An 11,531-nucleotide genomic window follows, 5' to 3' on the forward strand; every position below is an offset into this window, starting at 1 on the left:
GCCGCGGCCGGTCAGAAGGTGAAGGCAATGACGAAGGGGAAGGCCCAGAGCCGGAAAGAGGTCCGGCGGGTGGGGGCGCAGGCGGGGGCGGGAGAGGGGTCGGGAGAGGAGGGGACGGCGTTCGGCGCAACCGCGGCGGGTGCGGCCGGAGGCGTCACCGGCGCGGACGGCACGGGGAGATCCGGTGCCGGAGTGCTGCGCTCCGGAGCCGGGACTCCGGTGCCGGAGGTGGGCCCGGGACGGGGCACCGCGGTGGTACCGGGCTTCGGGGCCGCCGTGCTGGTGGTGGGCTTCGGACGGGGTACCGCGGTGCCGCTGGGCTTCGGGCCCGCCGTGGCGGTCGCACTCGGCTTCGGCTTGGGCTTCGGCTTGGGCGGTGCGGTGGCCGTGGGCGCCGGGGAAGGCACCGCTGTCGTGGTGGGGGCGGGCTTCGCCGGTGCGGAGGGCTGCGGCGGCGTCGGCGGGGCGGTGGAGAGCTTCTTGTAGCGCAGCGGGATGTAGCTGCTGGGGTAGTAACCGCCGATCTTGTAGTCGTGGATGTTGGCGTTGGTCTTGTGGGCCGGGACGCTTGTGTTGCTCTCGCTGTAGTAGAAGAAGTCGCCCTTGGCCTTGTCGGTCCAGCCGCCGAACAGCAGGGCATGGCTCCTCGTGTTGACGAGGGCGTCCCCCGGTTCGAGCTGGTCGCGGGGGATACGGTCCGCGACGAGGGGCAGGGTCTCGGTGCTCATGCTCGAATTCAGCTGCCAGGCCATGGACACGAAGCCGGAGCAGTCCTGCCGGTAGCGGCCGCCCGTCGCTTCGTCCTTCCAGAACAGCTTCTGGCTGTAGGAGACGCGCTGCTCGACCCAGTCCTTGGCGCGGGCGATGATCTGCTCGCGGGTGACCGGCCCACCGGGAGCCGCCCCCTTGCCGATCGTCCCGGTCGACGCGGGACGCTGGACCTGATCGCTGCTGTCGGCCTGGGCCGGGATGACGGCCAGGCCGACTGCCAGGGCCAGCCCGGTGAGGGCCGCGACGACTTTGGGCCGGCGTATGAACGGCTCTTTCACGGGGGTCCCTTCGCCGTGGTGAACTCCGCTGTCCTGGTTGGCGGAAGCGGTGGAACACCACGTTGGAACCTGATCTGATTGTCCGTCGGTACGTACGTGCGTCTGTGCAGGTCAGTGGGGGTGGGGACTCCGGATATCCGCGAACTTGCACGAATTCGCCGGACCGTGGAGGGGAGAGATGAGCCGACCAGGACGCCGGCCGGGCCCGTTGAAGGGACGGACGGACGGCCGAGGCGAACGCGCTCGCGGAGTTCCTGCGGGGACTGACGGCCGAGTACACGATGAGCCAGCTGGAGGCGCGCTACGGGGGGAGCCGGAGCGTGTGGAGCGAGTACCGCTCCGGCCAGAAGATCATTCCGTTGTCGCGGCTCAAACGGGTCGTCGAGGACCGGTTCGCCCGCGACGCCCGTACGCGAGAGCAGAAACTCCAGGAGGCACGCCGCCTCCACCTCGCCGCGGCGAACGCCGCCGTCTCCGCGACCCCGGCCCCGCTCGCGGCGACCACGAACACCATCCCGGCGCCATCCCCCGCCCCCGCTACGGCGGCCCCTGCCCCTGCCCCAGCCCCCACCCCAGCCCCCGCATCCGTACCCGCCCCGGAACCGGATGCGCCGCCGAAGCCGCCGGTGACTGACGAGCCCGACGTGGCCCCGCCCACCCCGGGAGCGGCCTTCGCGGGGGACCGTGACCCGGCACCCCCGGCGGATGCCGACACCGGGAACATCCCGGCCACCACACCGAACCTGGACGCAACGGTCCCCGACGTAGGCGGCGGTGGCGGGTTGTCCGCGAACAACCCGCTGACCTCGAAGGACATTGGGCCCAGCCCTGCGGGCGAACAACCACCACCACCCGCCGGGCAGCCGCCGGACCCCACCCGTGCGGAGCCCCGCTCGCCGCTCCCACCCGCGGACGCCCGCCCACGCGCCACCCGTTCGGGACGGTGGAGGACCCCCGCCCAGTGGGCCGCGCTCGCCGTCCTGGTCACGGTCCTGGTCATCGCGAACCGGCCCGACCACGCGGAGGACCCCTCCGCGGAGGCGTCCTCACCACAGAGCCGGGACCAGCAGAGCGCGGCGCCCTCCGAACCAGGTTCGTCCCCCGCTGCTGCCCCCTCGCCCGAGGCGTCCGTACCCGGACCTGCCCCCGACGTGCCGGCCGGCGAGCAGCCGGCGCTGCCGTCGACGGAAGCGCCGGAACCGGGACAGCCGGCTACGCCCAAGAAGAACCCGCCGGCTTCCGCCCCGCCCGCCGCGCCGTCGCCGACGACGGCGCCCGCGGCGACGAACGGACGCTTCCTGGTCCTCCAGGACGACGGCAACCTGGTCATCCGCGACGCCGACTACAACCCCGTCTGGTCGACCGGTACCACCGTCTCCCTCTAGCCCGCGCTAGAGGATGACCGGCCGATGATCCGGGGATCCGGGGATCCGGTCACCAGCCCCCGGCGCCCGTCTCCGGTCCTCGGCCGATGTGGTCAGTGACCGATCTGCCTCGCCGAGGCCATGGCCGATCCACGAGCACCGGCGATGGCCGATCAACAAGCGCCGGCCGTGACCGCTGGCCGATCAGGCGGTGACCGGTCACCGAGTCCGGGCATCGGTCACGGCGGCCCCTGAACCGGTCAAAGAGCAGGTCAGGCCGGGTATGGTCACACCGATCGCCCCCGCCGGGCAAGCGGCTGAAGGCGACGAACCGGTCACGACCGGGGACCGGTCCATTGGCGATCACTCACCACACGCCGGATCGGTCACGCCCCGGAAAGCGCCCCGTCCTCCGTGACCCCTGCCGGCAACCGGCCCCGAAGGAACCGGTCACACCGCGGTCCGGGCATCACCGCGGCCGCGCACCGCTCCCGGTCGGCAACCACCGGGGGAGAGGCCCGGTCAGCTGCCGGCGACCGATCGCAGGTGCGCGCGCCCCTGGCGTACGCGGCGCTCCTCGAGGAGCTTCGCGGCTTCGAGCACGCGACGCTGACCCGTCTTCGGCGACACCCCCAGCCGCCGAGCGGTCTCCGCGCCGGACAACTTCTTCCCCGCCTCCGCGGCTTCTGCCAGCCACTGCGCGACCTTCTCGATCTCCCGCTGGATCGGGTCGGCGTCGGACCCGTCACTCTGCTGCTGGGGCACCCGAGCCGTCGCCTCGCCGGTACCGGTCACCCCGGCGTCCCGCAGCGTCGCCGCCTGCCCGGCCGGATCGGACGGCGATGACCCGACGACCGGCGTCTGCGCGGAGGCGCTGCGCAAGGAAGCGCCGTCCTCCACCGTGGCAGCGGGCACCGGGACCGGCAACCTCGAGGCTTGGGCCGCAACTACCGGCGCCGCGGCCGCTCCTGTTTCAGTCCTCGGCTCGGCAGGCCCCTCGGCGCCATCGACCGTCCGCGCACCGGCGGAGCCGCGCTCGGCCTCGCGGAGTCCGGCCACGACCGGCTCCGGCCCTCGACCCTCGGCGTACTGGGGGTCGAGGCCCTCCTCGTACGCGGCCTGCGGTGCGCGCGGAGCGGCGAACCAGGCGCTGGTGTGAGCCGCGGGCATGGCCGTCGGGTCCACCACGAAGGGAGCGTCAGCGCGGCCTTGCCCGACCGGTCCCGCCCCGGTCCCCAAGCGGGGCTGCACCCCGGGCACGGCACCGTGCCCGTCCGGTTCGGTGCCCGGTCCCGCGTCCGCCGCGGCAGGCAGCCCCGTGGGCAACTCGCCCTCCGCGGGCCCCGCCAGGGCGGCAGCGGTGTCCGCCGGGAAGGCCGCCTCCGTCGGCTTCGCGGTCAGGAGCAGCGGGTCGATGCCCGCGGCGGCCAGGCCTTCGGGGGCGGTCTGGGAGAGGGGGACGCCGATGCGGGCGAGCCGGAGGGGCATGAGGGCGCCGACGGGGGCCTTGCGGCGCCAGAAGCGGCCGTAGCGGGCTTGGAGGCGGGCCTGGTAGATCAGGCGGTCCTGTTCCATGCCGACGGCTTGTTCGTAGGAGCGCAGTTCCCACAGCTTCATCCGGCGCCACAGCTTGAACGTGGGGACGGGGGAGAGGAGCCAGCGCGTGATGCGCACGCCCTCCATGTGGCGGTCCGCGGTGATGTCCGCGATCCGGCCGACCGCGTGGCGGGCTGCTTCGACGGTGACGACGAAGAGGATCGGGATGACGGCGTGCATGCCGACGCCGAGGGGGTCGGGCCAGGCCGCGGCGCCGTTGAAGGCGATCGTCGCGGCGGTCAGCAGCCAGGCTGTCTGGCGTAGCAGCGGGAAGGGGATCCGGATCCAGGTGAGCAGGAGGTCCAGGGCGAGCAGGACGCAGATGCCGGCGTCGATGCCGATCGGGAAGACGAGCGAGAAGTTGCCGAAGCCCTTCTGCAAGGCGAGGGCGCGTACGGCGGAGTACGAGCCCGCGAAGCCGATCCCTGCGATGACGACGGCTCCGGCGACCACGACACCGATCAATATCCGGTGCGTACGAGTCCACTGAAGCCCCGTAACGCGCTGATATCCCTCCACGAGTCCCCCTCCCACAAGGGCGCCGGCTCCGGCTCACTCCCAGGTCTGGTTCCGGGAGTTGTCGCAGGGCCATTGGCTGGCGAGGGCGCCGTCGCCCTGGCCACGGATGGTCAGGCACTTCCCCGTCGCGTTGACGATGTTCCATCCCCCACCCGCGACGGGCCGAAAGACCCAGACCTGGGTGGAGGGTGCGTTGTTGCAGCTCCACTGGTTGGCCGTTGCCCCGTCGTCGCCGACGTCACCCCGGATCTCCAGGCACTTGCGCGAGTCCAGGCTCACGATGTTCGTCGACCCGGTCGGGTTCGTGATGAGCCACTTCTGGCTGGAGGAGTTGTTGCAGGTCCACTGGTTGGCGGTCGCCCCGTCCGCGCCGGAGCTGCGACGGATCTCCAGACACATCTGCGTGGCCGCGTTCACGAAGGTCCGGGGACCGTTCCCCACCACGGGCGGAGGCGGCGCAGGCTCAGGGGCCTTGCTCTTCTCCGGCGCCGGTGCCGGCGCGGCCGGCGGCTTGGCACTCGGCTTCACGGCGCTCTCCGAGGGCGAGGGCGCCGGTTCGGACGGCGTGGGTGTGTCGGAGGGGGAGGCCGAAGCCTGGGGCGTCTGGACAGCGGTGGGCGACGGTTGCTCCTCAGGCCCGGCGCTCTCCTGGCCGATGCTTTGCGGTGAGGAGGCCTCCGCGGCGGGATCCTTCGCGTGATCGGGCCGGTTGGCGATGACGAGGACCGCGACCAGGACGGCAAGTGCGCCCCACTGCGCAGGCGTCCTCCACCTTCGCAGCCGTTCACTTCTCCCACCCGCTCGCGGACCGGGCCCCGCGACCGAGCGCGAGACGACCGTCTCGCCAACATCGGGGCGGGTCTCAGACTCCGACACCGACTTCGACTCCGACGGAACATCCGCGGCGGACCCCGGCCCCTCATCCGCCGAGGTCAGCGGATTGTCCGCGGATAACTCGGTGACTTCGCCCCATCCGGCGGCTCCGCCCGCGAGCCGGCCATCCACGTCCTGCTGCGCACCCGAACCCGTACCCGGAACCTCTTCCACGACGGGAACCGGCTCGGCCACAGGCGCGGAAGCCGTACCCGCGGCAGCGGCGGCGTTCGCCGCGGCGAGGTGGAGGCGGCGTGCCTCCTGGAGTTTCTGCTCCCTTGTACGGGCGTCGCGGGCGAACCGGTCCTCGACGACCCGTTTGAGCCGCGACAACGGAATGATCTTCTGGCCGGAGCGGTACTCGCTCCACACGCTCCGGCTGCCCTCGTACCGCTGCTCCAGCTGACTCACCGTGTACTCGGCGGTCAGGTCCCTCAAGAACTGGGCGAGGGCATTGGCCTCGTCCGTCCGTCCCTTCAACGGGCCCGGCGGGCGCCCAGGTCTGCTCATCTCTTCCCCTCCAAGGTCCCACTTGTTCGCGCACACTCGTACAAGTTCGCGGACATCCGGAGTCCCCACCCCTACTGACCTGCGCAGACCCAACTGCGCACCGCCGGACAATCAGATCAGGTTCCAGCGTGGTGTTCCACCGCTTCCGCCAACCAGGACAGCGGAGTTCACCACGGCGAAGGGACTCCCGTGAAAGAGCCGTTCATACGCCGGCCCAAGGTCATCGCGGCCCTGACCGGCCTGGCCCTGGTCATCGGCCTGGCCGTCATCCCCGCCCAGGCCAGCAACACCCAGCAGTACGCGAAGCCCTACTCGACCGGAACCATCGGCAAGGGGGCGGCTCCCGGTGGGCCGGTCACCCGCGAGCAGATCATCGCCCGCGCCAAGGACTGGGTCGATCAGCGTGTCGGCTACAGCCAGGGATCGGGGTGGGAGGACGCAGCGACGAGCGGCCCCTACCGGCGGGACTGCTCCGGCTTCGTGTCCATGGCCTGGCAGCTGAGAACGAGCCTGAGCACCCGGACCCTGTCCACCGTCGCGAGGGAGCTCTCCGAGTTAGAGGAGCTCGAGCCCGGCGACGCCCTCGTCAACACGACCCACCACGCCGTGCTGTTCGGCGGCTGGACCAACAAGGCCAAGGGCGACTTCTTCTACTACAGCGAGAGCAACACAAGCGTCCCGGCCCACAAGACCAACGCCAACATCCACCACAGACCATCGCCGGCTGGCCCCGCAACTCCTACGTCCCCCTCCGCTACAAGCACCTCCCCACTCCCTAGAAACCCACCCGCATGGGATCGGTTCCAGAGCATATCCACGGACCATTTTGAATCATCGGCAAGGCGCAAGAAGCAGCCGCACCAGGACCAGCCGACGAGCGACCATTCCCCCTGCGCCTTGCACGAGCGGGTCTGCTCCCGCCAGTCCCGCCGTGGCGGGGTCGTTCAGCGGGTGCGTTCCTTGCGCAGCCGGTTCCAGGCGGCCAGGGCGGCAAGTCGAGCGGGAAGCCCGTGGCGACGGTCTCGGCGTGGGCTGACGGAACCTCGGAATGCTGCCTTAGGCTCCGGCCATGGCAACTGACCAGTGGTACGTCCTCATAGAGGAGGACACCAGGACGACTCGGGCCGCGGACGGCGTCACGTTCAAGCTGTACCGCTGGACACTGGCAGCCAGCCATCCCGTCAACGGCACGGAGGCGCAGGCTCTCGCCGCGGCCGAGGACGCGGCCCTGAACTACCTGCCTGCCGTCTTGGCCCGGCACGCCAAGCCGGGAGCCACCCCAGCTCGCCAGGCTTTCCTCACTCCGGACGGCGCCTGGCTGGTCCAGCTCAAGCAGCGTCACCGCGAGTGCCACATACGCGTGACCGCTGCCCGCCTCATCCACGCACAGGAAGAGACCCAGGCCCCGCAGAAATCCTTCAAGGAAAAGCTCCGCCACGCCTTGGAGATCCCCGAGCCCTCCAAGCCATGGACACCCAGGACCTAGGATGATCAATCCCATGACCGTGTTCCGAAAGGCTCATGCCGCGTAGACGGCCCAGCGCGCTGCGCGCGCAACGAGAGGTCCCGCGGCTGCTGTACGCCGGCATCAGCGATTGGGGCGGGCGGTTTCCCAGAAGCTGGCGCCTGTCTCCGCGGACTGTTTCCGCGATCCATCGCGAGGAGTACCGACGACCGTACGGCGAGGGGTGGCGGCCCGGGACGACCCGAGACGCTCTCACCGCCTACCGCAACTTCCTTGCTCTCCCGGGCAGGTACGTCTACCTGCGGCTCTCCATCTGCGGATGTGAGGAGCACGAGTTTCTGGACAACGTTGCGGTGGCCCGGGATCTGCTCGAGGTGGCCGTGCACAGGCTTCCTCCGCGTCCGCGCCGGGAACTGGAGGAGCTGCTGGCACGGCTGGATGCCGAACTGCGGCGTAGGACCCTCCCGGACCCGTTCGCCTACCGACAGGCGCATCGCAGGGGTGGCTGGTGGCACTGGCGGCTCTATGACGAGACCAGCCACCTGTGACACTCCCCGGGAGCCGGCCGAGGCACCCACGATCCCCTCACTGCCGGAGCCGAGCTTCGGAGTTTGGCTCAGCGGTAGGACCACTGCAGCAGAAAGAGCCATGCGAGCAGCACCATGACAGCGGCGAAGACGGCGCAGGACCTGCCGACGAGCTTCACCGCCCCGATCTCCTCCCGCGGATGGGAGGGCAGGGGGATGGTGTATCCGGGCGGTGGCGGCGGGCCGGGCGGCGGAACCTGGACGGACATGAAACCTCTTGAATGCAGGCGAGAATCCCATAACAGCCAACGCGGCTCAGCGCGTCGGCGCCAGGACTGAAGCCTTACAGAAGAACTGAACATGTTCAACCCTGCATCACGGGACGCCGGCGGTCGGCCGAGCGCAGCGAGGCGTTTCCGCTCCTGAGCGCGGCGCCATACGCACCGCCTGCTCCTCCGCCTCTCGCCACCTCGCGACGGAATCGTGTCGTCCGCCAGCGGGATGGGGACGAAGCACCCATGTCGAAGACTTGGCGCACGGTCCTGGTGCTCGGGTTCGCGGGCTGGAGCGTATTCGCGTATCAGTGGACCGAGGTCGGGTGCAGCATCCCCCGGGCCTACCTCGCGGTGGTCGAATACGGAACACCGGAGGGCATCGAGTTCCTACCGGCCTGCCACGGCTAGAGACGGCCCCAGCCGACGAACAGGGAGCCCCCGAGACGAGCGAGGAAGCCCACCAAGCCCCCTGCTGCCAGCGAGCCTTGTCCCTGGAGCCGGAGCCGGAAGGGCCGGGGTGGGGCCCGCCCAACGGGCCGAAGGCCCGGACCCCGCGAAGGGGGTCACCCCAGCCTGCGTAGCGGGCCGTTTCGGGGGCGGAGCGCAGCGAAACCCCGAAGCCGTCCGGAGCGCGCAGCGAGGCTTCATCCTGGGGGGCAAAGCTGGACGGAATGCGTGGGCACAGTCTTGATCGTTTTGCTTCTGAGGGGCTTGCAGTTGGGTTGATAGGCCAGATGTGGAAGCCCGGTAACGGGTGGAGCTGACTGGTACTACCTGGATGCGCTGCGCAAGCAGCGGCACACGATCACGCGGATCTTCCATCGCGTGGTCGAGGAGCACGGCGCAGATGTCTCCTACCAGATGGTCCGGCGCTACGTCTCGGATCGGAAGCCGCAGATCTTCGTCGAGTCGGGGAAGGCGCCGGTCGAAGCGTTCGTGCCGCAGACCCACCAGCCCGGCATGGAGGCCGAGGTCTACTTTGGCGACGTGACCATCCGGCTCGCCGGCGAGCTTGTGACCTGCTATTTGTTCTACTTCCGCCTGTTCTGCTCGGGCAAAGCCGTCCATCGTGTCTTCGCGTCCTGCGGACAGGAAGCCTACTTCGAAGGGCACGTGCACGCGCTGCTGATCGCGCTCGGCACCGAGGCCGCGATGGCCGGCTACCGGGTCAAGTACGTGCTGGCGGCCAAGCTGGTCAACGAGCTCGTCGAGGCAGCCGACGAGAAGCAGCTGGCCAAGACGATCGCCCGCTTTGGCCGCGTCGACCTGCTCTGCAGTGATGAGCTCGGCTACATGGAACTCGACCGCCGCGGCGCCGAACTCCTCTTCCAGGCTCTGACGGAACGGGAGGAGAAGAACAGCGTGGCCATCGCCTCGAACGAGTCGTTCGGCGGCTGGACCAAGACGTTCACCGACCCCCGCCTCTGCGCGGCCATCGTCGACCGCCTCACCTTCAACGGCACCATCATCGAGACCGGCACCGACTCCTACCGGCTCGCCAACACCCGAGCTCGCGCCGAAGAGTCAGCCAAGGCCTGATGACCTCTGCCGCTTCCTGCCTCGGTGCCTGATTCTGGACTGGGGCCGGGGGTCCTACATGCCCATCCGACTGTGGCCGGGATGCGATGTCCGAGTGTGGGCCTATCGTCGTGAGTTCTGGTTGGGTCGTGGTGAGGACACAGGGTGGCATACGTGGGGGATGGTCGGCTGGTGGCGGCGCCGGAGGTGTGCGCCTATCTCGATGCGGTGTTCACGCCGGGCACCCGGCTGGGGGTGCGGAGTGATGATCGACGGACGTTTGTTGAGGTGGTCGAGGTGGCTCGGGTGACGTCGATCCGCGTCCCGAGCGGCCGACTCGTGGTGGACTCCCCGTGGCTGGAGGACGAAGACGGGGAGCCGCGGGAACTCGTCGTTCGGATTCCTCCCGGTACGTACGGGGTGGATGCGGCATGGACGGAGGCACCATACGAGTTCATGGGGGAACACTTCTCCGGGCGTGAGGTGGCCGCGACGCGCCTGTGCGTGCGGGAAGGCACGGTGGCGGTCTGGGAGATGGGCCTCGCCACTGGCGACGACATCGAACGCCTTCGTCAGGGCGACGAGGTCGGATTCAACACGGACACCTCCACGGGCAGCTTCGGCGATGCAACAGCCTGGCCCGCGCTGACAGCGCCGTTCCGCAAGTTCCGGGAGCAGCGCAGGACAGCACCGGGCACCCTCGTGTCCCGTGACACCGAGAGCGTGGGCGGCGGCGAGTTCGAGATGGTTCGTGATGAGGCCCGGGGCGCAGACCTCATCACCTTCTCCGCCACCGAAGGACTTTCCGTAACCTGGCTCGGCTGTACAGAAAACGGAGAGCTCAGCTCCATCGTCGTCATGGGCCACATGGGCATGGAAGCCCTAGCCTGAGGACATTCAGCACGGCTCCCCGACGATGGCGGCTTGCTCTCGCTGCCTGGCGCAGCTGCACGGAGGCCCAGACTCCCGTTCGCGGTTCCGTCGCGGTGACGTTTCGCGAACCGGACGGCTCTCCGATGCTCCGGCTCGACCTGCACCGTCAGGTTCAGAAACAGGCAGTCGACGGCCCGCCGTCCTCCGCGGGCGGCGGGCCGTCCCCATGCACCGACTTCATTTCTCGTGAGCATTCTCCGGCCCAGTGATCAGCAACTGCTGCCCAAACCGGGTGACAAACGCTGCTGTTGAACGTGAACAAAGCCAGATCCTGGAGTAGGGGGAGAGTGTCATGGCGGATGAGCAAGAGGTTGAGGCCACCCCGGAGGAGGTTCCGGTGGAGAAACCGACTCTGGTGGCGGGGACTCAGAAGCTGGAGTCGAAGCAGATCACAGGGCAGGTCATCACGCACACGGTCGTTAAGCCCCTGTAGTTCGCAGCGCAGCAGTTTGGAAGCGGAGCGGACCCCGTTCAGGCGGTCCGCTCCCCCCGACCGCCAGTCGAGAGAAGCCCGCACCCCTCCCGCTGCTGCCAGCCGGGACCGCGGAGCGGGCCCTGGCCCTGGAGGCGGAGCCGGAAGGGCCGGGGTGGGAGCGAAGCGGACACCCCGAACAGGCCGAAGGCCTGGACCCCGTGAAACGGGGTCATCTCCCGCGCGAAGCGCGGGAGCCCATGAGTCCGCGAAGCAGGCCCGGGCCAGTCCGAAGCGAAGCGCAGGACCCGGCCGAAGGCCGGCCATAGCTCGGAGCGAAGCGGAGAGCCAGGCGCCGAAGGCGCCCCGGCCGAGCGCAGCGAGGCGTTCCCGGTCCGGAGCGAAGCGGAGGAGCCCCTGCCCGAAGGGCAGGCCATGGGCGCGAAGCGCCCCCGCCGAGCGCAGCGAGGCGGTTCAGTCCCTGTCTCTT

At 69.9% G+C, this 11,531-nt stretch carries 10 protein-coding genes and 1 pseudogene; 7 read left to right on the forward strand and 4 right to left on the reverse strand.

What is annotated here, in order from left to right:
* Window positions 1–11 precede the first annotated feature (11 nt).
* Window positions 12–1,049, reverse strand: a complete 1,038-nt coding sequence (locus tag ACWGDE_RS03930; RefSeq protein WP_453387384.1) for a hypothetical protein — start codon at window positions 1,047–1,049, stop codon at window positions 12–14.
* Between the two features lie 281 nt (window positions 1,050–1,330).
* Between ACWGDE_RS03930 and ACWGDE_RS03935 the strand changes: the two genes are divergently transcribed.
* Window positions 1,331–2,434, forward strand: coding sequence for a hypothetical protein (locus tag ACWGDE_RS03935; RefSeq protein ID WP_453387385.1), 1,104 nt, complete (start codon window positions 1,331–1,333; stop codon window positions 2,432–2,434).
* 501 nt (window positions 2,435–2,935) lie between these two features.
* Here ACWGDE_RS03935 and ACWGDE_RS03940 read toward each other — a convergent pair.
* Complete coding sequence (locus tag ACWGDE_RS03940; protein WP_453387386.1) at window positions 2,936–4,474, reverse strand: DUF2637 domain-containing protein; 1,539 nt, start codon at window positions 4,472–4,474, stop codon at window positions 2,936–2,938.
* A gap of 87 nt (window positions 4,475–4,561) precedes the next feature.
* The gene (locus ACWGDE_RS03945) at window positions 4,562–5,911 is read right to left on the reverse strand and encodes an RICIN domain-containing protein (protein ID WP_453387387.1); all 1,350 of its coding nucleotides are present in this window, start codon (window positions 5,909–5,911) and stop codon (window positions 4,562–4,564) included.
* 189 nt (window positions 5,912–6,100) lie between these two features.
* Here ACWGDE_RS03945 and ACWGDE_RS03950 point away from each other — a divergent pair, with 189 nt between their 5' ends.
* The 3 genes from ACWGDE_RS03950 (at window position 6,101) to ACWGDE_RS03960 (ending at window position 7,924) form a co-directional block, all read left to right on the forward strand.
* The gene (locus ACWGDE_RS03950; protein ID WP_453387388.1) at window positions 6,101–6,991 is read left to right on the forward strand and encodes a hypothetical protein; all 891 of its coding nucleotides are present in this window, start codon (window positions 6,101–6,103) and stop codon (window positions 6,989–6,991) included.
* Entirely contained in the window at window positions 6,981–7,397 is a 417-nt protein-coding gene (locus ACWGDE_RS03955) for a hypothetical protein (protein ID WP_453387389.1), read from the forward strand. The genes ACWGDE_RS03950 and ACWGDE_RS03955 overlap by 11 nt, the downstream gene beginning before the upstream one ends.
* A 359-nt stretch (window positions 7,398–7,756) precedes the next feature.
* Complete coding sequence (locus ACWGDE_RS03960) at window positions 7,757–7,924, forward strand: hypothetical protein (protein WP_453387390.1); 168 nt, start codon at window positions 7,757–7,759, stop codon at window positions 7,922–7,924.
* Between the two features lie 68 nt (window positions 7,925–7,992).
* Here ACWGDE_RS03960 and ACWGDE_RS03965 read toward each other — a convergent pair whose 3' ends face one another.
* Window positions 7,993–8,172, reverse strand: coding sequence for a hypothetical protein (locus tag ACWGDE_RS03965; RefSeq protein ID WP_453387391.1), 180 nt, complete (start codon window positions 8,170–8,172; stop codon window positions 7,993–7,995).
* A 249-nt stretch (window positions 8,173–8,421) separates the two neighbouring features.
* Between ACWGDE_RS03965 and ACWGDE_RS03970 the strand changes: the two genes are divergently transcribed.
* The 3 genes and pseudogenes from ACWGDE_RS03970 (at window position 8,422) to ACWGDE_RS03980 (ending at window position 10,587) form a co-directional block, all read left to right on the forward strand.
* Entirely contained in the window at window positions 8,422–8,586 is a 165-nt protein-coding gene (locus ACWGDE_RS03970) for a hypothetical protein (RefSeq protein WP_453387392.1), read from the forward strand.
* Window positions 8,587–9,300: 714 nt separating this feature from the next.
* Window positions 9,301–9,717, forward strand: a pseudogene (locus ACWGDE_RS03975) (ATP-binding protein); the annotation flags it as partial.
* Window positions 9,718–9,861: 144 nt separating this feature from the next.
* Window positions 9,862–10,587, forward strand: coding sequence for a DUF4241 domain-containing protein (locus tag ACWGDE_RS03980; protein WP_453387393.1), 726 nt, complete (start codon window positions 9,862–9,864; stop codon window positions 10,585–10,587).
* Window positions 10,588–11,531: the final 944 nt, after the last annotated feature.

It is taken from the genome of Streptomyces sp. NPDC054956 (assembly GCF_053609185.1).